A 23,571-nucleotide genomic window follows, 5' to 3' on the forward strand; every position below is an offset into this window, starting at 1 on the left:
TATCCCTCAAACGGCCCGGATCTGACACAGGGTGCACTTCGTCTCCTGCATGCCCGTCACAGGATCGAAGCCATAGGTCGTCGTGTTGTTGGAGCTCTCGCCCAGCACCACGGGGTCGGTGCCATGCGGATAGAATTTCCGCATGTCGTCGCCCTGGTACCAGCCGGAGAAGTGGAACGGCATGAAGGCGACGCCCTTGCCGACCCGGTCCGTCACCAGCGCCTTGACCTTGGCCTTGGCGTTGTTCTCGGGGCCGGAGACCCAGACGAACTGACCGTCCTTGATGCCGCGATCGGTGGCATCCCCGGTGTTGATCTCGACGAACATGTCCTGCTGCAACTCGGCGAGCCAAGGGTTCGAGCGCGTCTCCTCGCCGCCGCCCTCGTATTCCACGAGACGGCCGGAGGTGAGGATGATCGGGAAGTCCTTGGCGATGCCGCGATCCACCGCCGCCTTCTGCACCGAGAAGCCGATATTCGGCATGCGCAGCTGACGTTCGTCGGGGCGGGTCGGGTACTGGGCTACGAGATCGGGACGCGGCGTATAGATGGGCTCGCGGTGCACCGGCACGGGGTCGGGTAGGTTCCAGGCATTCGCCCGGGCCTTGCCGTTGCCGTAGGGCGTGACGCCGTGGTCGAGGCAGACGCGCTGGATGCCGCCCGAGAGGTCGGTCGCCCAGCTCACCGTATCGATGTTGGCCCCACCGATCTTGGTGATGGTCGCCATCTCCTCGGCGGTCAGGTCCTTGTCCCAGCCGAGCTTCTTGAACACCGCCATGGTGAATTCGGGGTAGCCGTCGGTGAGCTCGGAGCCCTTGGCGAAGGAATCCTCCGCCAGCAGGGTCACGCCGTTACGCTCGGTGCCGAAGCGGGCCCGGAACGTTCCGCCACCGTCCTTGATGTGGAGATTGGTGTTGTAGAGGATATGCGTTCCCGGATGACGGAGCTCCGGCTTGCCCCAGCACGGCCAGGGCAGGCCGTAATAGTCGCCGCCCACTTCAGGATCGTCCTTGGGCGCCCGCAGCGTCACCAGATCGAACTTCGCCTGGTTGCGCATATGCGCCTTCAGGCGTTCCGGGCTCTGGCCGCAATAGCCCGTCGACCAGCCGCCGCGGTTGATCTCCCGCAGGATATCCTCCGCGTCCGGCACCGCGTCCACGACTTTGATGTTCTTGAACATCTTGTCGGCGAAGCCGAGCTTCGCCGCCAGACGGTAGATGACCTCGTAATCGTTCTTCGATTCGAAGGCGGGCTTCACGATCTGCTCGCCCCATTGGAGCGAGCGGTTCGAGGCCGTGCGGCTGCCATCCATCTCCAGCGAGGTGCAGATCGGCAGGAGGTAGGTGTTGTCGCGCCGCGCATCGAGGGCGGCGAAGGTGGTGGGATGCGGATCCGCCACCACGAGGAGGTCGAGCTTGGTCAGGCCCTTCACCGCTTCCGGCAGGCGGGTGACGGTGTTGCCGCCATGGCCGAACACCATCATCGCCTTGATGCCGGTGCGCTGGTCCACCTGTTCTTCGGGCAGGTTCACGCCGTCGAACCACCTCGTGGAGGTGATGCCGGGTAATTCCATGCTCTCCTTGCGCGTACGGGCCTTCCGGCCGCCCTTGGCCGGCACCTCGTCGAATCGCGACTGGAGCCAGTCGTATTCCACGTCCCAGACGCGCGCCCAGTGCTTCCAGGCCCCTTCGACGAGACCGTAATAGAGCGGCAGCGACGTCACATCGAGGCCCAAATCGGTGGCCCCCTGTACGTTGGTGTGGCCGCGGAAGATGTTCGCGCCCGTGCCCGGCTTGCCGACATTGCCCGTGGCGAGACACAGGATGCAGAGCGCACGGACGTTGGCGGTGCCCACCGTGTGCTGGGTCGCGCCCATGCACCAGATTAGGGTGGCGGGCTTCTCCTTGGCGAACTTCTCGGCCACGCGGCGCAGCTGCTCGCCCGGCACGCCGGAAACACGCTCGACCTCCTCGGGATTCCACTTGGCGACTTCCTTACGGACGTCGTCCATGGCGTAGACGCGCTGGCTGATGAACTCCTTGTCCTCCCAGCCATTCTGGAACACGTGCCAGAGGATGCCCCAGACCACCGGGATGTCGGTGCCGGAACGGATGCGGACATATTCCGTGGCGTGGGCGGCCGTGCGGGTGAAGCGCGGATCGATGACGATCATGTTCGCGCGGTTGATCTCCTTGCCGGACAGCAGGTGCTGAAGGGAGACCGGATGCGCTTCGGCGGGGTTGCCGCCGAGAATGATCATCGTCTTGGCGTTGCGGATGTCGTTGTAGGAATTGGTCTGCGCGCCGTAGCCCCAGGTATTGGCAACGCCGGCCACCGTGGTCGAATGGCAGATCCGCGCCTGATGATCGACCGAGTTGGTGCCCCAGAAGGCGCCGAACTTGCGCAGGACGTAGGCGGCTTCGTTGGTGAATTTGGCCGAGCCGAGCCAGTAGACGGAATCCGGGCCGTATTTGTCCCGCAGGCCGGTGATCTTGTCGCCGATCTCATCGATGGCCTGATCCCAGGAGATGCGGGTCCACTGCCCGTCGACCATCTTCATCGGATATTTCAGGCGGCGGTCGCTGGAGACGAGCTCGCGGATCGCCGCGCCCTTGGCGCAATGGGTACCCCGGTTGATCGGGCTGCTGAAGGACGGCTCCTGGCCGACCCAGACGCCGTTCACGACCTCCGCCGTTACCGTGCAACCCACCGAGCAATGGGTACAGATGTTCTTCTTGATCGTCACCTCGGGGCCGATCGCGGAGGCGCCCGCCGCCTGGGCCTTGCGGACCGAGCCAAGCTGGATCGAGCCGGCGGCCGCGAGCCCTCCGGCGACGAGGCCGGAATTGCGCAGGAAGGCGCGACGGTCGAGGGCCTTCGGCGTCTCGCCGATGGTGACGGCCTGATGGAAGGTGCGGCCCGGGCCGCCTGTCTTGCGCTTGATCAGCATGGCGCCCTCAATTCTTCTTCAGGGTCTCGTAGCCGTTGGTGCGGTAGAACGCCTTGACGTGGTCGGACTCGCGGTAGCGGGCCTTCGTCTCATCCGCGCCGGGGTCGTAAGCCTGCGCCGGCGTCGCAATCATCGGCTGGGCTGTGATCGCGGCAGCGGCCGCCACCGATCCGCCGCCGAGGGCGCGGAAGAAATGGCGCCGTCCCATCTCGTCCTTTCGATCGTCCCGCATGCTCGTCACTCCTGAATGCGACCGATGTTTCAATGATTCCCGCCTCACGCGTCGAGCGCGTAAGCCCGGGTCTCGATGTCGATGAACGTCCGGCCGAGGTCGCCCACGGCACGGTAGAAAGACGAACGGGTATTGGCCGCCACATCGTCGAACAAACGCCCGGCCCAGGGCTTTAGATGCCGCTCGAAGAAGACGCGGTCCTCGCCGGCTCCCGTCTCGAAACGGCCCGAGACGAGACCCGCCATGGTCTCGAGCAGCATCGCCACATGGTCTTCCGGCTCGCTCATGCCGCCCGAGGCTTCGATGCCGAGCCGGGCCAGATCCTGGCGGATGCGCGCCAGCGGGCGCTCGTTGAGAAAGCCGGTCAGGTAGTAGGAAGCGTGCGGCACGACTTCGCCGCGTCCGACGCCGACGAAGAGATCGAAATACTCGCGCCCGACCTTGGCCAGATCCGCACCGGCCGCTTCGCCAGCGAGGGCGGAGCTCGCCTTGCCCAGGGGAGTCTCATCGCCACCCGAGCCGGCAAGAAGCGACAGGATATCATCGGACGGGACTCGGCCTGTCAGGGCCGCGAGGAGATCGTAGAGATGAGCGCGCAGAAAATCGACGTCGTCCACGACCGGCTGCGTCATGCCGGGCGCGCCGGAAGCGAGTTTCGCTTCGTCTTCGCGCAACAACTCAACCGAACGCATACCATCCTCAAACCGCGACCCGATCGCGGGCGAAGTGAATTCACTTCGTCCACAATACCGCGGAATGGGACGTGCGCAACGTAGTTTTTAATTGCTCAAAGTGGGATAGCGCTGCCATGTCGTCGCGGTCTCGGCATAGCCGTGTCCGCGGGGGCAGAACGTGGCGGCGACAAGGCCAAGCTTGGTTCGTCAACCTGCACGACAGTGAGACCCGGTTCTTCACTGCCCCGATCCGTCTCTTCGGTTTTCACCGGTTCGGATTCCTCCGCCAGCTCCTCCGCTTCAATCAGCGTGGCCTCTTCGCTTTCCTGCTCAGGCTCAATTTTTTCGTCGGGCGTCCCGTCGAAGATGTCCCGCAGCATGGCCTTGATGTCGTCTGTGGGCAGAAGCGGGCCGTTTCCCGGCACACCGCCCACCACATTCCAGTCATAGGCGTATTCCCGCGCCTCGCTGACATAGTCGCGGATGTTGGTATCGAGGGACCACATCCGGCGCAAAGCCGCCTTGCGCATCACCATCGGAACGCCAGCCCGAAGGAACTGGGTCAGGTCGGTCTGTGCCGTTAGGCTGTCCAGGGAGGGCAACTTGGCGAGTTCCTCGGGCGACAGGGTCTCACCCTCGGAGAGTTCTCCCGCGAGAGGCGCCGATTCGCTCTCGACCGCCTCGCCCCCGACCGCCTCGCTTCCAACCGGCACGGTCGTGGGCGGGTTCTCGCGGACGATAGCCCGCTTGCGCTTCGACCAGCGGGAAAAGAAATCGCCGCCGCTCATCCCTCGTCCCCCCGTCTGCGCGTACCGGTCCCCTGTCGCGCCAGGGCCTCGGGATCGGCCCGGTCGCGCTTACGCTTGTGGAACACCTGTTCGACGTGGAAGGCCTCGAAGAAAGCCAGAACCTTGACCTGCACCTCCAGCGGCATCGGCACCGCCTCGACCACCTCGCCGATACCCTCGGCCATGGATTCGCCCTCATAGGGATCGGCCGTCACATTGGCGACTTCGTAGCTGCCCTCCGCAACCTGCCGCAGGGCGACCCAGAGCGAGGGCCGGCCCGAGATCAGGTTGTCGCGGTAATGCGACGTCTCGGCGGGGTGGAGCGAGACCTCGTAGGCGCCGGCATAGAAAGTTTCCTCCTCCGGCGTCGACGACAGCACGGTCCAGGGCGAGGCGGCCGGGATCGCCGGAAGGGCCGCGACCGGTAGCCAGGCATGGCTTGTCCAACGGCTCTTCAAGGCCCGTTTGACGACAATGATCCCGACGTCGAAACGGTCATCGGGCGGCGTCGGTGCGGAGGTCGGATTCTCTTCGGTCATGCGGCCTCCGCGCCGTCGGCGAGCGGCAATCCCGCCACGAGGTTCTGAGGTTTGAGAAAAAGGCGCTTGTCGGGGTCCATGGCCATCAGGAGATAGACCGGCCGGCCCGCCGCGCGCGGGTCGATCCGCCGGTCATCGGCGAAGGTAAGGCGGAACAGGGCCAGGATGCGCATGCGGCTCGCCTCGTCCAGGGTCTTGCCGTTCCAGAGGGCGTTGCCGATTCGGGTCGCTTGAGCGTCGAGCCCGACGAACCAGCGCCAATCAGGATCGTCCATGGAGGCGATCGGCTCCACCTTCGCCTCCACATGCAGAAGGTGTCGTACCCAGGCCTCGATGGCGCGCGCTAGACCGTCGCGGCTCTTCGGGTTGCTCCCGAGGTTGAGCGCCATGGTGAATGCGTCGGAGCGGCTCCAATAGGTCCAGGCCGTGTCGTCCGTGAGCACGTCGAGCTCGTTCGCCGGCTCCTTGCCCAGCATGGCGACGAGGGGCGACTGCGCGGCCCCGGTCTCCCGCGCCTCGATCACCTCGGCATCGGCCAGCAACGCCGCGCCATCGACGAAAGAGACGCGCTGCGGCCGGAAGAAGAGCTCGCCGGCGCGGAGCGTGTAGGGGTCATCGCAGCCATCGAGGGCATTACGCAGGATGAGATGCGCCAATTGATTAAGGAAGATCGGCGGCGTGCCGTTCAGCCCCCTGAGAACGAGGTCGAGATAGGCGGCCTCCACCGACCGCGCGGCCATCAACCGGTCGCGGAAGGCGAGCATCATGGTCCAGTTCTCGCGCGCATCGGCATCCGCCATCGCGGCGATCTCACCGGGGGAGACCGGCCGGCGCGGCGCCGTCACGAGGCCGCGGTGGAGCGCCCGCTCCGCCATGCAGGCTTCGTCGGGCGGCACGAGCTCGGGCCGTGCGAGATAGGCGAGGATCAACTCGTCGGTGACGGCAAGGCCACCCCCTTCCGTGCGCCCGGCGAGGTGGTGTCCGCTGGAGACCCAGAACTCGGTCATCGTCCGTCATTCCCGGAAACAGGTGCGTTGGCCATGCCGATGAGGTCCGCCCGTTCCTCGGGCTCGTCATCGGTCTCCTCGAAGGTGAAAGCCCTGGCATGGGCATGCAACTTATCCGCCCCGGCGACGCCCGGCCCACGCTGATGCAGCGTGCGGAACGCTTCGCGGATCGCACCGTCCTCGAAGGTCCGATGCAGCGCGATCACGCTTCCCACCGCCGGCTGACACAGGGTGGCGGCGAAGGCGATCTCCTCGTCGGCCGCGATGCGGGCCACATCGAGGGTGGGCGCGCCGAGGCGCTCGCAAAGGTGATGCGCCAGCTGCTCGACCGCTTTGTCCCGCTCGGCCATCGTCGCCTCGCTGACCACTGCCAGGGTCGAGAAGCCGAGGGAGGTCACCCCGAGGAACCCGGAGCGAAACGCCGTACGGTCCTTACCTTCGAGAAGCGGAACGTCGGCATCCCAGAACAGGAACGAGCCCGTGACGGCCCATTCGCCGGGTTCGGCCGCCTTCGCGAAGACGAAGGTATCGGACGGATCGAGGCGGATCGTCCGGGGAAGTTTGAGACTGCTCATCGAGGCCTTCGCCTGTTCATTCCGTCGTCACCACCCGAACCGGCCGAGAGGTGGTGGCGAAGACCTTCGTGTTCGAGGCACCCGTCCGGCGTCCACGGCACGTATCTGGTGTCGGCTCGCGGAAATTGCTCCCGGCTAGGCGCGACGCCCTTCACCAATACAATTGAAACCGGCCGATGAACGTATCCGCGTCGATCGTTCGTCCGTTCTGAAGCGCGGAGGGAGACGTATGGGACCGGACGTAATCGGCCATGATGCGGATGTTGGTATCGGGATACCAGGATAGGCCCACCGTGCCGTCCCGCTCGATGCCGCCGCGCACGCCGCCATCGTCGAGATCGATGGCCGAGAACCGCAGGCCGAGTTCGAAGACGCCGAAACCGCCACGGGTGATGCGCTGCGCTTCTGCGACTTTGACGCCGCCGAAGACCGCATAGCCGGTGCCATTGAAGTCGGGCGCCATGCGATAGGCCCGATTGTCGCCGTTGAGCACCCAGCTCGCCTGGACGTATCCCCCCTGGAAGCTCAGCGGTGATCCGCCATCGAACCGGCCGATCTCGGTTCGCGTGTATTCCGCGCTCACCAGCAGCGGACCGGAGCGATAGGCCAGTTCCGCACCGAGGCGGGCGATGCTCGCCGCATCGCGAATATCGCCGGTATCGACGAACCTTCTCGCGTAGAGGAACGCTTCGGATCGGCTCGAGAGCGAGAGGGGGCTCTCGTCGCGCGGCAGGCTGCGGTAGCTCCCGGCGAGGCCGAGATGGAGCGTCCGTTTCTCATCGTTGATCGGCGCGTAGGTCACCCGGCTCGTCGAGGCCAAGCCCTCGCTGCCGATACCGGTATTGGCGTTGCCGCCGAAGATTCCGGTGACGACGCTCCAATCCTTGCCATGCCTCCCCACGGCGAAGCCGAAGTTCCGCGCCGGAACGAAGGCGTCGGACAGGGCCCGTTCGGTGAACAGGATGTTGTTGTTGGAGGCGAGTTGGTCGAGGCCGAACGGCTCCTTCTCGTTGCCGATGCTGAAGAGCATGTCCGGCACACCGCGATAGACCAGGACCGCATCGTTGATCGGCGTCACCGGATCGGCGAAATCGTATTGAAATCCGAGGCCGACATCCTTGCCGAGGCTCAGGGTGGTCTCGATCCACGAGCGGCGCACGGCGATATTGTCGCTGAACGGGTCGCCGAAGCCCGATTGGCGGATGCCGGCCGCACCGAAATCGAGGTGGAGCCGGCCGCCGATGCGCAATGTCGCGGCATCGTCGGGAAAGGTCAGGGTGATGCCCTTGTCGTCGATGGTGAGCCGCTCGCCATAGGGGCCGGGCACGCCCTTCGCCTCGATGGCCGGGCCCCTCGGAGCCTCCTCGGCCCGAAGCCCACCCGGCAGGGATAGAAGTGCGGCCAGCGCGGCAAGGCAGGCGATGCGGATTTTCAACGATGTCTTCTCTCTGGGGAACGCCCTCACCGCGGGCGATCTCGACGGACATTCCCACAATCCGGGCATCGCCACATTCACAGATGAGGCTCGCCCGTCTGCGGATCGCCCCAGCGCATCGCGGCCAGGGCTTCGACGAGATCGCGGCGATCGCCGTCGCCGCCGATCAGGTCGCCGCCAGCATCGATCCGCGCCGCCGGGCCACCCTCGGCGAGCCGCCGGAGATAGCGTCGTTCGATTCCCGCGAAACCGTCTTCCTCCCAGATGGCGAAGGTCTTCATGAGATGACGGGCGAAGCTCTCCACGAGGATTCCGTGGCCATCCTCGAAACTGAAACCCTCGTTCTCGAGGGAGGTCGAATCCGGCGTCAGGCCCGGATCGCCGGCCCGTGCCTTCGAGGCGATGATCGTGGCGGAGAAGACGAGCCAGTCCGGCACGTCGCCCTCGCCACAAGTTGCGGGCCATCCGAGACGCCCGCCGCCGAGGCGCGCGCCGTCGAAGCGGAGCGTATCGGGCCAGCCGAACGTCACCGGGACCTCGGGCGGACCATGCGCACCGATGGCCTCGGCAAGCGCCACCATGCCGGCGAAGACGGCGCGGCGCGCCGTGGCGAGAGGCTCGTCCGGCTCGAGGATCACCGCAAAGTCGAGCAGTTCCGCGTTCTTTCGCCAGACGAGACGCCCGGTCCGGCCGCCGGATGCGGCCGCGTCGCGGGCTTCGTCGAACGCGCTCGCCAGCCCGGCTGAGATTGCGAGAGAAAAGACGGGCGGCAGGATCAGGTCCGGGTCGTCGGAGCTCGGCGCCATGCGTTTCGGTTCTACCTGCGCCCGTATGTCGGGTCCTAGTTTCGAGCCGTTATAGTATACGATGCACCAACCTAAGCGCGAGTGGGCTGGTACCCTCGCCGCTGTGACCAAACGTTCGGGGTAAATCATTGTCCGACCGGATCGTGTTCGCGTGCTCCTGCGATGAGACCGTCGCCCTCGACAGGCCGGCGATCGGCAAGGCGTGCGGTGGCCGCCTGGAGACCGCCGATCAACTGTGCGGGCGCGAGATCGCCCGGTTCGAGGATGCGCTGGCACAGGGCGCGCCAATCACCGTCTCGTGCACGCTGCAAGCCCCCCTCTTCACCGACATTGCCGCAGGGGCCGGGGCGGAAGCCCGCGTGACCTATGCCAATATCCGCGAGAACGCGGGCTGGTCGAGGGATGCCGATGCGGCCGGACCGAAGATCGCGGCCCTGCTGGCCGCCGCGGCCGAGACGACGCCCGCGCCGGGCACCGTCGCGATGGTGAGCCAGGGCGTCGCCCTCATCTACGGACGCGACGAAGTCGCCATCGAGGCCGGGCGGCGGCTCGCCGACCATCTCGACGTGACGGTTCTGCTGAGCCGCCCGCGCGATGTACCGGTGCCGCGCCGGCACGAGTTTCCCGTGCTTCAGGGCAGTGTCGTTTCGGCGAGCGGGCATCTCGGGGCGTTCTCCCTGCGCATCGACGATTACGCGGTGCCGAGCCCCTCATCCCGTCAATCCCTGTCCTTCGGCCCGTCGCGCAACGGCGCCACCTCCACCTGCGACGTGGTGCTCGACCTGACGGGGGGCACGCCCCTCTTTCCCGCGCATGACCTGCGCAGCGGCTATGTCCGGGCGGATCCCGGTGACCCGGCCGCCGTGGAGCGGGCGATCTTCACGATCTCCCACCTCGTCGGCGAGTTCGAGAAGGCGCGCTTCATCGATTTCCAGGCCGATCTCTGCGCGCATTCGCGCTCGCGCATCACCGGCTGCACGCGCTGCCTCGAAGTCTGCCCGACCGGCGCCATCGCGCCCGCAGGCGATCACGTCGCCATCGATCCCTATATCTGCGCCGGCTGCGGCACTTGCGCCTCCGTGTGCCCCACCGGTGCGGCGGCCTACGCCCTGCCCGCCGCCGACGGGCTGATGCGCCGCCTGAGGACCCTGATGCGTGCCTATCACGAGGCCGGGGGACGGAACGGCGTGGTGCTGTTCCACGACGCTGAGCACGGCGAGCCCTTGATCGAGGCGCTGGCCCGCTACGGCGACGGCCTGCCGGCCAACGTGCTTCCTGTCGCCGTCAACGAGGTCACGCAACTCGGCCCGGAGGCCGCCGCGGCGCTCCTGGCCTACGGCGCCGTGGGCATCCGCCTCCTCGTCCGCAACCGTCCCAAGCACGACATCGCGGACCTGCGCCGGATAGCTCACCTTGCCGATACCCTCGCTGGGGCGCTGGGCTACGGTTCGGCCGATGGGACGCCCGTCGTCTCGCTCATCGAGACCGACGATCCAGACATGCTGGGCTCCGCGCTGACGACCGGAAATCTCGGCACACCCGCGCCGGTACCCGCGGCCTTCATGCCGGTCGGCCCCAAGCGCAACGTCCTGCAATTCGCCTTCCGCGAGATGCATGTCGCCGCCCCGGCCCCTGTCGCCGTCGTCCCCTTGGAAGCCGGTTCGCCGTTCGGCGGTCTCGACTTCCGCACTGAGGATTGCACCTTGTGCCTCGCCTGTGTCGGCACCTGCCCGACCCATGCCCTCAGTGACAGCCAGGACCGGCCGCTGCTGGCATTCGAGGAAAGTCTCTGCGTGCAATGCGGGCTCTGCGCCGCCACCTGCCCGGAAGATGTCATCTCTTTGAAGCCACAGGTGGATTTCGCCGCCTGGAGCCAGCCGCGCCGTATCGTCAAGGAGGAAGAGCCGTTCGATTGTGTCTCCTGCGGCAAGCCCTTCGGCACACGCAGCAGCATCGAGCGGGTCATCGAGAAGCTTCAGGGCCGCCACTGGATGTTCAGAGGCAGTGCCGGCGAGGCCAGGATCCGTACCCTGATGATGTGCGACACCTGCCGCGTCGAGGTCGTCGTGAACGAGGCTTTCGACCCGCATACGGTGCCGGAGCGGTCGAAGCCGAGAACCTCCGAGGATTACTTCCGGGCGCGGGAAACGAGCGGAAGCGGCGGCGCCTGAGAAACAGTTTGGCCGGATTTCCCAGCGGGTGCTCCTGCCAAAATAGTCTTCCCAACAGACGACCTCATCCTGAGGTGCCCGCGTCAGCGGGCCTCGAAGGAGCCCACCAGTTCGCTCAGTGGGTTCTGGAGCGCTCCTTCGAGGCCGCTACGCGGCACCTCAGGAAGAGGTAAGCCTTGGAGAAACAACTCAAAAAGTGTCTTACAAATAGCCCGCTGCACCGTCTTGCTCCGGGCAAGAACCGACCGAGACGGGAAGATTCATGATGCGTCTCACTCCCGTTTTGATCACGGCGTCTTCGTCGCCCTTTCGAGGAAACGCACCAGGGCCTCGCGGTCGTCCGGGTTGTTGATCGTCTGCTCGGGCATCTTGGTGCCGGGCGTGTAGCGGGATGGGCCGATCTCGAACAGTTTCGAGATAGTCCGCGCATCCCAGACGATGTCGAGGCCCTTCAGGGCCTGCGAGAACGTATAGCCATCGGCGGTGGCGACACGCCGACCGAACACGCCGCTCAAGGTAGGGCCGGCTCGCGTGCCGTCCTCCGGCGTCAGGGTATGGCAGGCGACGCAGGCGCGAAATACCTCGGCCCCGTGATCGCCCTTGAAGGCCGCCAGCGAATCCACCGGCCGCGGCATCGACAGCGAGCCGATGGGCTCGCCCGTCCCGGCATTCCATCGACGGACCAGCCTGTCCCCGCCCCCGGTCAGCAATTCGGTTCCGTCCGGCCGGAAGGCGAGCGACCAGACCGGCAGTCCCGGCCCTACGAGGCTGAACGCCACCTTGGCCGCACCACGGTCGATCATGGCCACGGTGCCGGCCACCGTGGCAGCGGCGACCCACCGCCCGTCTGGAGACAAAGCGAGACCGATGACAGGGTTGGTGGCGAGGTCGACCGACGCGCGGATGGTGCCGTCGGCGGACAGGAAGCGGACCACGCTATCCGCACCGGCGGCGGCGATCTCGCCCTCCCCGGCCACGGCCACGCTGTTCACCGGCGATGGGAGTTGAACGATGCGCGGTGGCTCGTCGGTCTCGGCGAGGGGCCAGACTCGAAGTGTGGCGTCATAGCCCCCGGTGACCAATCTGCCATCGGGTAGGAAGGCGACGGCGTTGACGTTGCCCGCATGTCCCCGCAGCACCCGCACCGGCCCGCCGGCGAGGGACCGGATATGCGCGGTTCCATCCCAGGAAGCGGAGGCGAGGCTCGACCCGTCCGGCGAGACGGCGAGGGCCGCGATGGGTCCGGCATGGTCGGAAAAGATCTCGACGGGCTCGGGACGTCCGGCCTGCCAGAGGGCGATGCGCCCGTCCTCGCTGGCCGTGACGAAGCGGCCGCCATCGAGGGCAGCGACGGCATTCACCGCACCGTCGTGGAAACGAAGGACCGAGAGGGCGGTCCCCTGGTCGATCGCCCACAGAATGCCGGAATGGTCGAACCCGCCGGAAATCGCGATGCGTCCGTCCGGGGCAATCGCCAGCGCCCGCACCGGACCACCATGACCGCGAAGCTGCGCTGAGCCCGGAAGCGGTGCGGAGAGGACGAGGAGCATCGCGCAGATCGGCCAGACGCGACGGAGCGTCTGTCGAGAGAACCGAGGTCGAACCGACAACCCTGATATCCGCGCCACGCCGTCGCTCTCTTACGGGATCGAGGACGTTGAGAATTAGACGCGGCGACGCAACCTGTCTTCCCTTCCGGCTACCACTCGGCTGATGCGCCGCAGGCGGGGTTGCTCACCCGCTCGCAATGCCGCATCCGTCACGGCGCATGTCGATCCGGTCCGCGACTTCGGCCTTGATGCCCCTCGACGACGCCTTGGCGCAACTTCTGGTCGCCGAGCCGGTAAGCGCCATTGCCGTGCCGGTGGGCGATGCGATCGGCTCCGTTCTCGCGGCGGATGTCGTCGCCCCCGCCGACTTACCCACGCATCCGCGCGCGCTGCGGGACGGCTGGGCCGTGGCCGGCAGCACTGTGACGGGTGCCTCGGCCTATGCGCCGGTGACGCCGCTCTCGCCTCCGCCCTGGCTCGACGCGGGCGATGCGATGCCGCCTGGCACCGATACGATTCTGCCTCCTGACGCGATCGACACCGACGGGGACATCGTGGCGGATGCGGCACCGGGCGCAGGCGTGGTCGGCACCGGCCAGGAGATCGCTCGGGGAGACGTTCTGGCGCGATTCGGGGAACGGCTGACGCCGCTCGGTGCTCTCGCTCTCAGTGCCAGCGGGATCGACACAGTCGCGGTCCGCGTACCGCATGTTCACATCCTCGACATCGGGGGCCATTCCGCATCCACCATCGCGGCTTTCGCGAAGAAGGCGGGCGTTCGGGTGACGTCGAGCCGATGCTCGCGCGAAAGAGAGTCCATCGCCGATGCGCTGCTCATCCCGGGGGCGGACGCGGTGTTCGTCGTCGGCGGCACCGGTTTCGGCCGCAATGACCACAGCGCCGAGGCCCTGGCACGGCGAGGCCGGCTCGGCGCGCATGGCATCGCGCTTCGTCCGGGAGACAGCGCCGGTTTCGGCTCGATCGGGTCTGTCCCGGTCCTGCTCCTGCCGGGCAGGCCTGACGCTGCCCTCGCGACATTCCTTGCCCTTGGGCGTCCCCTACTGGCGAGGCTCTCCGGAGCGAGCCTCCCCGGCAGGGCCAAGGGGCGTCTCGCCCGCAAGATGTCCTCGACCATTGGAATGAGCGACGTCGTCTTTATCGGCCTGAAGAACGAGCGGGTAGAGCCTCTCGGCGGAGCGGATCTGCCGCTGCGACGGTTGATCCACGCCTGGGGCGCGGTTCTGGTGCCGCCGGAGCGGGAAGGCTATCCCGAGGGCGAGTGGATCGAGGTTATGCCCCTGTGAAGCGTCTCGACGCATCGGAGTCGAACGAGGATTTCCTGGCGAGGCTGTCGCGCGCGGCCCGTCAGGAGCAGTTCCTCCATGTGGTCAGCCGAGACGAGGCCGCATCGCGGTTTCGCGCGGCGGTGCCGCATGTGGCGCTGCCATCCGAGAGCGTGCCGCTCGCCGCAACGCTCGGCCGCGCGCTGGCGCGGGACGTTGCCTCGCCCATCGACGTGCCCCCCTTCGACCGAGCCCTCGTCGATGGGTTCGCACTCCGCTCCTCCGACACACTCGGCGCGAGCGAGGCCGAACCGGCCCGGCTCGGCCTCAACCACGAGATCCTCGCCTGCGGCGTCGCTCCCCGATTGGCGGTGGAGCCCGGCACGGCGACGACCATCGCCACGGGCGGCATGATTCCACGCGGCGCCGACGCGGTGGTGATGGTGGAGGCGACCGAGATCGCGTCCGGCGAAGGAGCCCTGGCGATCGACCTCGACCGGGGAGCCGCGCCCGGACAGTTCGTTGGTTATGCCGGGTCGGACATGGCGCGCGGCGAGACCGTTCTCCGCAAGGGCACCGTCGTCACCGCGCGCGAGATCGGCATGCTGGCCGCCTGCGGCCTCGATGCGGTCGAGATGGTGCGCCGGCCGAGGGTCGCCGTGCTCTCCACCGGCGACGAGTTGTCGCCGCCGGGCCAGCCCCTGCCGGCAGCCGGCATTTACGATTCGAACGGCGCCATCGTCTCCGCTTCGGTCACCGAGAATGGCGGCGAACCCTTGCCCTTCGGCATCGTCGCGGACGATGAGGCCGCTCTCGAAAGCGCAATCCGCGCGGCGCTTTCGGAGTGCGACGTCGTCGTCCTGTCGGGCGGTACGTCAAAGGGGGCGGGTGACGTGTCCCACCGCATCCTCTCCCGCCTGGGCGAGCCGGGTATCCTCGTCCACGGCGTCGCGCTCAAGCCCGGCAAGCCCCTCTGCCTCGCCAAGGCTCAAGGCAAGGCCATCGTCGTCCTGCCCGGCTTCCCGACCTCGGCGATATTCACCTTCCACGAATTCGTCGTGCCCCTGATCCGCTCGCTGGCCGGGCTTCCCCCGCGCGAGGACGAGAGCGTCGAAGCTGTGCTGCCCCGGCGCATCCCCTCAGAACTCGGGCGCATGGAATTCGTGATGGCCTCCCTCGCCCATGGGCGGGACGCTCCGGTCGCCGTTCCGCTGTCCAAGGGTTCCGGCTCGGTGACGGCCTTCTCGCAAGCCGACGGCTTCTTCGCGATTCCCGCCGCGCGCGCCGGGCTGGACGCCGGCGAGCCGGTGCGCCTCTCGCGGATCGGCGCGGGCACCCGCGCCCCCGACCTCACCATCGTCGGCAGCCATTGCGTCGGGCTCGATGCCGTCGTCGGACGCCTGGCCGAGCGCGGCATCCGGGCCCGCACTATCTGGGTCGGGTCCTCCGGGGGGCTTGCCGCCCTGAAGCGGGGCGAGTGCGAGATCGCCTCGATGCATCTCTTCGATCCCACAACCGGCCGCTACAATGCGCCCTTCCTGACCCCAGCCTTGCGCCTCGCCGAGGGCTGGACGCGGATGCAGGGATTGGTGTTCCGCCCCGGCGACAGCCGGTTCGCGGAACGCGACGCGGCGGGTGCCGTCGCGGCGCTCCTCCTCGACCCGGACGCCATCATGGTGAGCCGCAACACCGGCTCGGGGACGCGCCTCCTCATCGACGGGCTTCTGAACGGGGCGCGCCCTCCCGGCTACTGGAACCAGCCACGTTCGCACAACGCCGTGGCCGCCGCGGTCGCCCAAGGCCGAGCCGATTGGGGTGTCGCCATCGAGGGCGTCGCGAGTGCCTATGGCCTCGGCTTCCTGCCGCTGGTGAGCGAGCATTACGATTTCGCCTATGCCGAAGATCGGGCGCAGGAGCCGGCTCTCGCCACCTTCCTCGCGCTGCTCGCCGAGCGGGAAACGGGGGCGCTTCTCGCCGAACTCGGATTTTCCTTGCCGGAGGCCCAGCCATGACGGACCGGACCATGCGGGTCATCGGCCTCGCCGGCTGGAGCGGGGCGGGCAAGACCACACTTCTCGCCAAGCTCATTCCCGAACTGATCGCCCGCGGCTTCACGGTCTCGACGATCAAGCACGCGCACCACGCCTTCGACGTGGACCAGCCGGGCAAGGATTCCCACCGGCACCGGCAGGCCGGCGCATCCGAAGTGCTGATCTCGTCGGCGGCCCGGTGGGTGCAGATGCACGAAGTGCGCGACGGCGCCGAGGCGGGCTTGGCCGACCTGCTGCGCCGCCTCAGCCCCTGCGACCTCGTGCTGGTGGAAGGATTCAAGCGCGAGGGGCATCTCAAGATCGAGATTCATCGGAACGCCAACGGCCGTCCGCCGCTTCACCCGCAAGACGAGAACATCGTCGCCGTTGCGACGGATGCGGAATTCCCCGACGCTCGGATTCCGGTGATAGACCTCGACGATGTCGGTGGAATCGCCGGTCTCGTGGCGGTCATGGCGGAGCCGATCGAGGTCGTCCTGAACAGGCTCGGAGGCCATGGCGCAGCTGACTGACGATTGCTTCGCCTTCGGTGGGCAGCTCATGAGCGTGGACGACGCCCTGGCGCTGATCGCCGAGCGGCTTCCGGTGGTCGCCGGGATCGAGACCGTACCGCTTCACGAGGCGGACGGACGCATCGCGGCGGAGGACGTTATCGCCGCTATCGACTTGCCGCCATTCGATAATTCCGCCGTTGACGGCTACGCGTTGCGCCACACTGACCTTGCTCCCAACGGCGAAACGCGGCTGCCCGTGGAAGGCCGGATCGCCGCCGGCCAAGCCGGTCGGGAGATGGGAAGCGGGCCGAGCGCGGTCCGCATCTTCACTGGCGCCAGAATGCCGGACGGCGCCGACACGGTCTTCATGCAGGAGGACGTGACGGTCGAGGGCACCGAGGTGGTCCTCCCCCCCGGTCTGAAGCGCGGATCGAACCGGCGGCTCGCCGGAGAGGATGTCGCAAAAGGCACCACAATCATCACGGCCGGCCGTCGACTCCGCCCGCAGGATATCGGACTCGCCGCCGCCATAGGCCGCCCGCATCTGACCGTCCGGAAAAGCCTGAAGGTGGCGGTGTTCTCTACCGGCGATGAACTGGCCGAGCCGGGGGGCGCCCTGCCGCCGGGGGCCATCCACGATTCCAACCGGGTGATGCTGGTCGCACTGCTGAAACGCTTCGGCGCCGAGGTGAGCGACCTCGGCATCCTGCGCGATGACCGAACTCTTCTCGCGGCACGCCTCACGGAGGCGGCGTCCGCCCATGATCTCCTTCTTACATCCGGCGGTGTCTCCACCGGGGAGGAGGATCACGTGAAACCGGCCGTGGAGACCGTCGGCAGCCTCGTTTTCTGGCGACTTGGGATCAAGCCGGGCAGGCCGGTGGCTATGGGCCTCGTGCAGGGGACACCCTTCGTGGGATTACCGGGCAATCCCGTCGCCGCCTACGTGACCCTGCTCTTCGTCGTACGTCCGCTCCTGGCGCGGCTCGGTGGAGAAGATTTCGTTCCACCATTAGGCATTCCCGTCCGCTCCACCTTTGCCTATCGCAAGAAGGCTGGCCGCCTGGAATTCATACGGGTAAGCCTGCAGCGCGCCGCCGATGGACTGCTCGAAGCGGTAAAATTCCCCCGCGATGGGGCCGGTATCCTCTCGTCACTCACCGACAGTGATGCACTGGCTGGCCTCCCGGGCGAGATTACCCGAATCGAGCCTGGCGATACGATCGAGGTATATCCGCACAGGATGCTGTACTGACGCGGAATCGCCTGTCCTCATACCCGTAAGCGTGACTGAAGCTTGCATTGCACGGGCTTCGGTACGATGTGCCGGGTGCCCTTCGAGACCGCATGCTCCCCGCTTTCGAGCGGGGGGCCGCTCGTTCCGACTCCCTGCCCCTCCGACCTGATCGAAAGCGCCGATGGATTTCCTCGACTCGCACTTCCTCGTCTCGGTGCTGCAGATCGTCTGGATCGACCTACTCCTTTCCGGCGACAATGCGGTCGTCATCGCCATGGCCTGCCGATCCCTTCCCCCGGAGCAGCGGCGCACCGGGATCCTTCTCGGGGCCGGTACGGCAGTTGGGCTTCGCATCCTCTTCGCCGTCATCATCACTCATCTTCTGGCGGTACCGTTCCTTCGGATCGGTGGCGGGCTGCTTCTCCTTTGGATCGCGGTGAAGCTCGCGCTCGGCGAGGATGACGAGGCACATGCCGTCGGCGACAGCAAAACCTTATGGAAAGCGGTACGGACCATCGCCATCGCCGATGCGGTGATGAGCCTGGACAACGTCGTCGCCATCGCAGCCGTTGCGAAGGGCGAGGTGTCGCTATTCGTCTTCGGTCTTCTGCTCTCGATCCCTCTCATCGTCGCGGGCGCATCGCTGATCACGACGTTGCTGAAGCGCTTCCCCTTGGTGATCTGGGCGGGCGCGGCGCTTCTCGGGTGGATCGCCGGGGAAATGATCGTCACCGATCCCTACATTGCCGAACACGTGGCCTCGGTGCCCCACGCCCATCAGATCGCGGCTGCGATCTGCGCCGTCATCGTCGTCGCCGCGGCCTTCATCTGGAAGCGCATCGCGGCACCGGCTCGGACAGTCGCCGGCCACGGCCATCTGTGAGATGCATCACGAACGAGAAGAGGCCCCTGTCAGGGGGCCTCTCATCTCGCAAAGCTCCTAAATTCTGTTTGGGGTGATCTCAGTTCGCTGTCTCGAGGATTTTGAGATCGAGGGCAGCGAGAGCCATTAGCGGGGGCGGCATGACGACCCCGTCGCGGCGAATCTGCCGAGCGACCCGCTGGCAACCGGCAATGTCATTGGCAGCCGCAGCGGTATTGCCCTGCTCGATGAACTCGGTGCTCGCAGCCTTGGGCGGTGGTGCGGCGGGGGCGGCAGCGGGCGCTGGGGCCGATGCGCCCGAAGGCGCAGCGGCATTCTGTGTCGCTCCCTGGGGGCCGGCCGCGCCGGGACCATTCGGGGCGGTCGGCCCGCTGAGGCCCGAATCCTTCTGTGTCTCACTGCCAGAAGGTTTCTGCGATCCGGAGCCGGGTGCCGTGACCGCTGTGCTAGTCTGGCTCGTAGCTTGACCGGATGCTGCCGCCCCAGCGGGCGCATGCAGGAACGCGGTGAGTTCCTTGCAGATATTAGCGGGCTTGCCCGTCGGTTCGGCCAGGGCAACGACCGGCAGCAGAGACGCCATCGCCGTCCCCGCTGCGGTGGACAATGCTACGATACGGAAACTCATCATGTCACGGCCCTCCCAAGGCCAAGCCGTCGCATACGTGACGAAACACTTAGTAGGAGAAAGTGCGACGGCCGAGAGGGGTGTCAAGGGCGGGCAATGGCGGTTCGACCGATCGTACTGCGCATTTGATAGGAGCCAAGGCTCATCTGGCTCCCGCGTTAGGGAAGAAGAGTTGTTCCCCCCCGATCCGGTATGCAGCGATGGCGTTCTGCCCCGGGGTGGAAACGAGCCAGTCGATGAAGGCCTGTCCCGCCTTCGCCTTCACGTGTGGATGCTTCTCGGGGTTCACGAGCATCACGCCATATTGGTTGAAAAGACGCTTATCGCCTTCGACCAAGATCTTGAGATCACCACGATTCTTGAATGACAGCCAAGTGCCCCGGTCGGTGAGCAGATAGGCATTGGAGGCCGATGCGGTATTGAGCGCCGGCCCCATTCCCTGACCCACATCCTTGTACCAATCGCCGCGTACCGCGCCGAGATCGAGACCGGTTTCGTTCCAGTAGCGCAGCTCGGCGGTATGGGTGCCCGACCGATCACCGCGAGAGACGAAGGGTGCCTTGGCGGCGGCGATCTTGCGCAGGGCCTCGACGACGCTGGCGCCGGCCGCGCCGGCCGGATCGTCCTTCGGGCCGACGAGGACGAAATCGTTGTACATCACGGGATAACGCTTCGTACTCCATCCCTCGCTGACGAATTTCTCCTCGGCGGTGGTGTCGTGGACGAGGGCGACGTCGGCATCACCGCGTCGGGCGGCATCGAGTGCCTGTCCGGTGCCGAGGGCGACGACCTTCACGGCAATCCCACTGGCCAGCGTGAACTTCGGCAGCAAATCCTTGAACAGGCCGGATTGCTCGGTGGACGTGGTGGACGCCACCGTGATCGTCTCCTGGGGGGTGGCCAGAACTGGGCCTGTCGCCAGACCAAGGACGGCAATGAGGAGCCCGAGGCTCAGGGTAGAGCGGCGAAGGCGGTCCATGGCATTTCTCCAGCGAGGTAAGCTCGCGCCTGCGGCGAGTGTGGGGATGAGAGAGTGCTGCGGACAGGCCCGTGCTCAACGGCGAGTCCAGCGGCAAGGACGACGACATCTTCGGCGAGACGCATGACCTGGCCGAGATTGTGTGAAACGAGGACCACCTTCGTACCGGCTTCGGCCATCGACACGACGAGATGCTCGATGGCGTGAGAGGAGGCCGGATCGAGATTGGCGGTGGGCTCATCGAGAAGGAGGAGATCGGGCGCTGTTGCCCAAGCTCGCGCGAGGGCGAGCCGCTGCTGCTCACCCCCCGACAACCGCGTAGCAGGTGCTCCGGCCTTCTCCGCAAGTCCGACGTGATGCAGTGCCGCCCGCACACGGTCGTGTCGCTCGCGCCGGCTTAGCTTGAGTGGCGCTAGAGCCAGCGAAACGTTCGCGGCGGCGCTCGCCCTGATGAGACCGGGCCGCTGGAAGACGAATGCGGTACTTGGTCGAGGATGCGCAGATACGCCGATGCTGATCGTGCCGCTCGTGGGCGCAAGCAGCCCATCAATGAGGCGCAAAAGCACGGTCTTTCCCGCACCGTTCGCACCGATGATCGCCGTGATGCCGGGCGCTGTCACCGCCACATCGACACCGTTGAGGATCGGCATATTTCCGGCTCGGTAGCACAATCCGTCGATCACAAGAGGAAGTGCGGCGCTCATCCATAGGCCCGCATCGCGTAGGACCTGAGCAACGAGGCAACGGCACTGACGGCGATGACGACGGCGATGAGGACGACACCGAGCGCCAGCGCGAGGGGAAGGTCTCCCTTCTGTGTCTCGAGGGAGATCGCCGTGGTCATGGTACGGGTATGCCCGTCGATGTTCCCACCGACGACGAGGACGGCGCCAATTTCCGATATGGCACGGCCGAAAGCGGCAAGAAGCGCTGTCACCAGCGAGAAGCGCGTATCGAAGATCAGGATCGCGGCGCGCTGTGCTCCATTGAGGCCAAGAGAGCTGAGTTGCTCGCCAAGGTAATCTTGCGCATCCGCCACGATTTGGCGCGTGAGTGCAGCGATCAGTGGGACAACCAGGACGGTCTGTGCCGCGATCATCGCACTCGGCGTGAAGAGCAAACCGAGACCGCCGAATGGGCCGGAACGAGACAGGATGAGGTACAGGACAAGGCCGATAACTACCGGCGGTAGGCCCATGGCTGCGTTGAGCAGACCCACAACGAGCCTTCGCCCCGGGAATTGAGACACGGCGACAAGGGCACCGAGCGGCACTCCAAGCAACGTGCCAAGACCGACCGCCGAGAAGCTCACGCGGAGCGAAAGACCGGCGATGGCGATTACGGCTGGATCAAGGGCTGCGAGCCGCGAGAGCGTCTCCTGGAGGGTTTGAAGCATGGCTCTGATGCTGTGGCGACCGAACCCCTCATGCTATCGCCGGGGAGTATAGTTCAATAGGAAACGACGTGCCTATGAAGGTCGAGTTGTTTGTCGATGGCATCATCTCGGTGGCGAAGGGGCGCATCGCGTTTGGCCCCACGCTGGCGCTCTTGGATGCGGTCGCCTCGGAAGGCTCGCTTCAAGGCGCAGCGATGCGACTGCACGTGTCCTATCGCTCCGCGTGGGGCCGTCTCACCCTCTTGGAGGATATCCTAGGACAGCCGGTCATCAGCAAGACGAAGGGCCACGGTACCGTTCTGACATCTTTCGGCACTGTCTTTCTCGAGGCACTCGGTCGTGCGTCGCGAGCGAGCCAGGAAATCATCGGGCTGGAAGAGAGGCGATTGGAGATCGCCCTCGCCGTTCTGTCAGGCCTTGCGACCGCACCCCTGGCATTGGCAGTGAGCCACGATTCAGTGTTGCTGGATGCGCTTCACTCCATGGGCGACATAACGGTTTCGATTGCTGGGAGCACGGATGCCCTCGCACAATTGAAAAACGGTCAGGTCGATGGTGCGGGGTTTCATTTCGGCGCGGCGGTCCCAGAGCCGGGCACGATCTTCGCTGACGTTCTGGCCGATCCGAACCTGATCGCCCTTCCGGTTCTACGGCGGGAACAAGGCCTCATGATGGAGGCGGGCAATCCCTTCGCCATCTCCGGCATCGTGGACTTGGCAGCGACCGGTCTCCGCTTTGTAAACAGACAGCGGGGTGCGGGCACACGGATATGGTTTGACAGATTATGCGTGGAAGCCGGCGTCAACGGGCCGGACATCCAAGGCTACCAGACGGAAGAGTTCACGCATCAGGCCGTCGCGGCCTTGATCGCTTCAGGTGCAGCGGACGTTGGAATGGGCACCCGCGCCATCGCGAAACGCTTCAGTCTCGCATATCTGCCCCTCGGTGAGGAAACCTACTTCCTCGCCGTGAGGTCGTTCGTTGGCCTACCACGCTTGGAGGCGATCAGAGCAGCAATAAACCATCGTGCTGCAATCACACCGGGTTATGCGTGAGCGAGATCATTTGAGTAATCCTAGAGGGACGAGAGTCGATGCGGCCCTCGCCCTTCGTCTGCAGGTCAGTGAGCCAGGATCTTTGAGAGGAAGGTCTGAGCCCGCTCCGAGCGAGGCTTGTCGAAGAAGTCGTCCTTCGTAGCGTCTTCGACGATCTCCCCACGATCCATGAAGACGACGCGGTTGGCGACTTTCCGAGCGAAGCCCATTTCGTGGGTGACGACCATCATCGTCATACCCTCGCGGGCGAGCTCGATCATCACATCCAGCACCTCTCCGACCATCTCGGGGTCGAGAGCCGAGGTCGGCTCATCGAACAGCATGACGATGGGGTTCATCGACAAGGCGCGGGCGATGGCGACGCGCTGTTGCTGACCACCGGAAAGCTGGCCCGGATATTTATGCGAGTGCGCCGAGAGACCAACACGACCGAGGAGCTTGAGGCCGCGATCGTGTGCATCGTCCTTCGACCGTCCGAGGACTTTGCACTGGCCGAGCATGAGGTTGTCGATGATCGACAGGTGTGGAAACAGCTCGAAATGCTGGAACACCATGCCGACGCGCGCACGAAGCTTGGGAAGGTTGGTGCCCTTCGCCTGAACACCGATACCATCGACGGTAATGGCCCCTTTCTGAATCGGCTCCAGGGCGTTGACGGTCTTGATCAGGGTGGATTTGCCGGAGCCTGAAGGACCGCAGACCACGACGACTTCGCCCTTGGTGACCTGGGTCGTGCACCCGTTTAGAACCTGAACCGGGCCGTACCATTTGCTGATGTTGTCGATGGCGATCATCGGCTTTGCCGAAGCCTGGGGATCGATGGCGGACATGGCGGATCCTCG

The 23,571-nt window shown here is 66.1% G+C and carries 22 protein-coding genes; 7 read left to right on the plus strand and 15 right to left on the minus strand.

What is annotated here, in order from left to right; all coding sequences use genetic code 11:
• Positions 1-6: 6 nt before the first annotated feature.
• The 9 genes from ASF32_RS17205 to ASF32_RS17245 all read right to left on the minus strand — a co-directional run bounded on the left by ASF32_RS17205 (position 7) and on the right by ASF32_RS17245 (position 9,005).
• Positions 7-2,949, minus strand: coding sequence for a formate dehydrogenase subunit alpha (locus ASF32_RS17205; protein ID WP_056431012.1), 2,943 nt, complete (start codon positions 2,947-2,949; stop codon positions 7-9).
• A 7-nt stretch (positions 2,950-2,956) separates the two neighbouring features.
• Complete coding sequence (locus ASF32_RS17210; RefSeq protein WP_056431015.1) at positions 2,957-3,181, minus strand: formate dehydrogenase; 225 nt, start codon at positions 3,179-3,181, stop codon at positions 2,957-2,959.
• Between the two features lie 44 nt (positions 3,182-3,225).
• Positions 3,226-3,855 carry a molecular chaperone TorD family protein gene (locus tag ASF32_RS17215; protein ID WP_244477888.1) on the minus strand — a complete coding sequence of 210 codons (630 nt, stop codon included), beginning with the start codon at positions 3,853-3,855 and terminating at the stop codon, positions 3,226-3,228.
• 113 nt (positions 3,856-3,968) lie between these two features.
• The gene (locus tag ASF32_RS17220) at positions 3,969-4,643 is read right to left on the minus strand and encodes a DUF3306 domain-containing protein (protein ID WP_056431018.1); all 675 of its coding nucleotides are present in this window, start codon (positions 4,641-4,643) and stop codon (positions 3,969-3,971) included.
• A complete protein-coding gene (locus ASF32_RS17225) occupies positions 4,640-5,182 on the minus strand; it encodes a DUF3305 domain-containing protein (RefSeq protein ID WP_056431021.1) in 543 nt (180 codons plus the stop codon). Before ASF32_RS17225 ends, ASF32_RS17220 begins: the two co-directional genes overlap by 4 nt.
• A complete protein-coding gene (locus ASF32_RS17230) occupies positions 5,179-6,189 on the minus strand; it encodes a DUF6352 family protein (protein WP_056431024.1) in 1,011 nt (336 codons plus the stop codon). Before ASF32_RS17230 ends, ASF32_RS17225 begins: the two co-directional genes overlap by 4 nt.
• Positions 6,186-6,764 carry a DUF6505 family protein gene (locus tag ASF32_RS17235; RefSeq protein WP_056431027.1) on the minus strand — a complete coding sequence of 193 codons (579 nt, stop codon included), beginning with the start codon at positions 6,762-6,764 and terminating at the stop codon, positions 6,186-6,188. Before ASF32_RS17235 ends, ASF32_RS17230 begins: the two co-directional genes overlap by 4 nt.
• Positions 6,765-6,915: 151 nt before the next feature.
• The gene (locus tag ASF32_RS17240) at positions 6,916-8,199 is read right to left on the minus strand and encodes a porin (protein ID WP_082469958.1); all 1,284 of its coding nucleotides are present in this window, start codon (positions 8,197-8,199) and stop codon (positions 6,916-6,918) included.
• 77 nt (positions 8,200-8,276) lie between these two features.
• Positions 8,277-9,005 (minus strand): biotin/lipoate--protein ligase family protein, encoded by a 729-nt coding sequence (locus tag ASF32_RS17245; protein ID WP_056431033.1) that lies wholly within the window; start codon positions 9,003-9,005, stop codon positions 8,277-8,279.
• Between the two features lie 128 nt (positions 9,006-9,133).
• On the opposite strand from ASF32_RS17245, the gene ASF32_RS17250 reads away from it, so the two are divergent.
• Positions 9,134-11,176: a 4Fe-4S dicluster domain-containing protein gene (locus ASF32_RS17250; protein WP_056431036.1), complete on the plus strand. Its 2,043-nt coding sequence runs from the start codon at positions 9,134-9,136 to the stop codon at positions 11,174-11,176.
• Between the two features lie 287 nt (positions 11,177-11,463).
• Here the strand turns inward: ASF32_RS17250 and ASF32_RS17255 are convergent, their stop codons facing one another.
• A complete protein-coding gene (locus tag ASF32_RS17255; RefSeq protein ID WP_056431040.1) occupies positions 11,464-12,726 on the minus strand; it encodes a c-type cytochrome in 1,263 nt (420 codons plus the stop codon).
• Between the two features lie 218 nt (positions 12,727-12,944).
• Between ASF32_RS17255 and ASF32_RS17260 the strand changes: the two genes are divergently transcribed.
• From ASF32_RS17260 to ASF32_RS17280, 5 genes are all read left to right on the plus strand, one after another.
• Complete coding sequence (locus ASF32_RS17260; protein ID WP_056431572.1) at positions 12,945-14,030, plus strand: molybdopterin-binding protein; 1,086 nt, start codon at positions 12,945-12,947, stop codon at positions 14,028-14,030.
• On the plus strand, positions 14,027-16,021 hold the full coding sequence (locus tag ASF32_RS17265) for a molybdopterin biosynthesis protein (protein WP_056431043.1): 1,995 nt from the start codon (positions 14,027-14,029) through the stop codon (positions 16,019-16,021). The genes ASF32_RS17260 and ASF32_RS17265 overlap by 4 nt, the downstream gene beginning before the upstream one ends.
• On the plus strand, positions 16,018-16,572 hold the full coding sequence (gene mobB / locus ASF32_RS17270) for a molybdopterin-guanine dinucleotide biosynthesis protein B (RefSeq protein WP_056431575.1): 555 nt from the start codon (positions 16,018-16,020) through the stop codon (positions 16,570-16,572). The genes ASF32_RS17265 and mobB overlap by 4 nt, the downstream gene beginning before the upstream one ends.
• Positions 16,556-17,809 carry a gephyrin-like molybdotransferase Glp gene (gene glp, locus ASF32_RS17275; protein ID WP_056431046.1) on the plus strand — a complete coding sequence of 418 codons (1,254 nt, stop codon included), beginning with the start codon at positions 16,556-16,558 and terminating at the stop codon, positions 17,807-17,809. The genes mobB and glp overlap by 17 nt, the downstream gene beginning before the upstream one ends.
• Positions 17,810-17,972: 163 nt before the next feature.
• Positions 17,973-18,674, plus strand: a complete 702-nt coding sequence (locus tag ASF32_RS17280; protein WP_056431049.1) for a TerC family protein — start codon at positions 17,973-17,975, stop codon at positions 18,672-18,674.
• Positions 18,675-18,753: 79 nt separating this feature from the next.
• On the opposite strand, the gene ASF32_RS17285 is transcribed toward ASF32_RS17280, so the two are convergent.
• The 4 genes from ASF32_RS17285 to ASF32_RS17300 form a co-directional block, all read right to left on the minus strand.
• On the minus strand, positions 18,754-19,302 hold the full coding sequence (locus ASF32_RS17285; protein ID WP_244477887.1) for a hypothetical protein: 549 nt from the start codon (positions 19,300-19,302) through the stop codon (positions 18,754-18,756).
• 139 nt (positions 19,303-19,441) lie between these two features.
• On the minus strand, positions 19,442-20,278 hold the full coding sequence (locus ASF32_RS17290; protein ID WP_056431052.1) for a substrate-binding domain-containing protein: 837 nt from the start codon (positions 20,276-20,278) through the stop codon (positions 19,442-19,444).
• Positions 20,251-20,982, minus strand: a complete 732-nt coding sequence (locus ASF32_RS17295; protein WP_056431055.1) for an ATP-binding cassette domain-containing protein — start codon at positions 20,980-20,982, stop codon at positions 20,251-20,253. Before ASF32_RS17295 ends, ASF32_RS17290 begins: the two co-directional genes overlap by 28 nt.
• On the minus strand, positions 20,979-21,674 hold the full coding sequence (locus ASF32_RS17300; RefSeq protein WP_056431059.1) for an ABC transporter permease: 696 nt from the start codon (positions 21,672-21,674) through the stop codon (positions 20,979-20,981). Before ASF32_RS17300 ends, ASF32_RS17295 begins: the two co-directional genes overlap by 4 nt.
• A gap of 74 nt (positions 21,675-21,748) precedes the next feature.
• Between ASF32_RS17300 and ASF32_RS17305 the strand changes: the two genes are divergently transcribed.
• Entirely contained in the window at positions 21,749-22,729 is a 981-nt protein-coding gene (locus ASF32_RS17305) for a substrate-binding domain-containing protein (RefSeq protein ID WP_056431061.1), read from the plus strand.
• 65 nt (positions 22,730-22,794) lie between these two features.
• Here the strand turns inward: ASF32_RS17305 and ASF32_RS17310 are convergent, their stop codons facing one another.
• Positions 22,795-23,523: an amino acid ABC transporter ATP-binding protein gene (locus ASF32_RS17310; protein ID WP_196805484.1), complete on the minus strand. Its 729-nt coding sequence runs from the start codon at positions 23,521-23,523 to the stop codon at positions 22,795-22,797.
• Positions 23,524-23,571: the final 48 nt, after the last annotated feature.

The sequence above is a fragment of the Methylobacterium sp. Leaf91 genome, from assembly GCF_001422815.1.
Lineage (GTDB): Bacteria > Pseudomonadota > Alphaproteobacteria > Rhizobiales > Beijerinckiaceae > Methylobacterium.

Bases quoted from the DNA above. Each gene is read 5' to 3' on its own strand.
- ASF32_RS17205 (WP_056431012.1), bottom strand. From the start codon at position 2,949: ATGCTGATCAAGCGCAAGACAGGCGGCCCGGGCCGCACCTTCCATCAG.
- ASF32_RS17210 (WP_056431015.1), bottom strand. From the start codon at position 3,181: ATGCGGGACGATCGAAAGGACGAGATGGGACGGCGCCATTTCTTCCGC.
- ASF32_RS17220 (WP_056431018.1), bottom strand. From the start codon at position 4,643: ATGAGCGGCGGCGATTTCTTTTCCCGCTGGTCGAAGCGCAAGCGGGCT.
- ASF32_RS17225 (WP_056431021.1), bottom strand. From the start codon at position 5,182: ATGACCGAAGAGAATCCGACCTCCGCACCGACGCCGCCCGATGACCGT.
- ASF32_RS17230 (WP_056431024.1), bottom strand. From the start codon at position 6,189: ATGACCGAGTTCTGGGTCTCCAGCGGACACCACCTCGCCGGGCGCACG.
- ASF32_RS17235 (WP_056431027.1), bottom strand. From the start codon at position 6,764: ATGAGCAGTCTCAAACTTCCCCGGACGATCCGCCTCGATCCGTCCGAT.
- ASF32_RS17245 (WP_056431033.1), bottom strand. From the start codon at position 9,005: ATGGCGCCGAGCTCCGACGACCCGGACCTGATCCTGCCGCCCGTCTTT.
- ASF32_RS17255 (WP_056431040.1), bottom strand. From the start codon at position 12,726: ATGCTCCTCGTCCTCTCCGCACCGCTTCCGGGCTCAGCGCAGCTTCGC.
- ASF32_RS17260 (WP_056431572.1), top strand. From the start codon at position 12,945: ATGTCGATCCGGTCCGCGACTTCGGCCTTGATGCCCCTCGACGACGCC.
- mobB (WP_056431575.1), top strand. From the start codon at position 16,018: ATGACGGACCGGACCATGCGGGTCATCGGCCTCGCCGGCTGGAGCGGG.
- glp (WP_056431046.1), top strand. From the start codon at position 16,556: ATGGCGCAGCTGACTGACGATTGCTTCGCCTTCGGTGGGCAGCTCATG.
- ASF32_RS17280 (WP_056431049.1), top strand. From the start codon at position 17,973: ATGGATTTCCTCGACTCGCACTTCCTCGTCTCGGTGCTGCAGATCGTC.
- ASF32_RS17285 (WP_244477887.1), bottom strand. From the start codon at position 19,302: ATGATGAGTTTCCGTATCGTAGCATTGTCCACCGCAGCGGGGACGGCG.
- ASF32_RS17290 (WP_056431052.1), bottom strand. From the start codon at position 20,278: ATGGACCGCCTTCGCCGCTCTACCCTGAGCCTCGGGCTCCTCATTGCC.
- ASF32_RS17295 (WP_056431055.1), bottom strand. From the start codon at position 20,982: ATGAGCGCCGCACTTCCTCTTGTGATCGACGGATTGTGCTACCGAGCC.
- ASF32_RS17300 (WP_056431059.1), bottom strand. From the start codon at position 21,674: ATGCTTCAAACCCTCCAGGAGACGCTCTCGCGGCTCGCAGCCCTTGAT.
- ASF32_RS17305 (WP_056431061.1), top strand. From the start codon at position 21,749: ATGAAGGTCGAGTTGTTTGTCGATGGCATCATCTCGGTGGCGAAGGGG.
- ASF32_RS17310 (WP_196805484.1), bottom strand. From the start codon at position 23,523: ATGATCGCCATCGACAACATCAGCAAATGGTACGGCCCGGTTCAGGTT.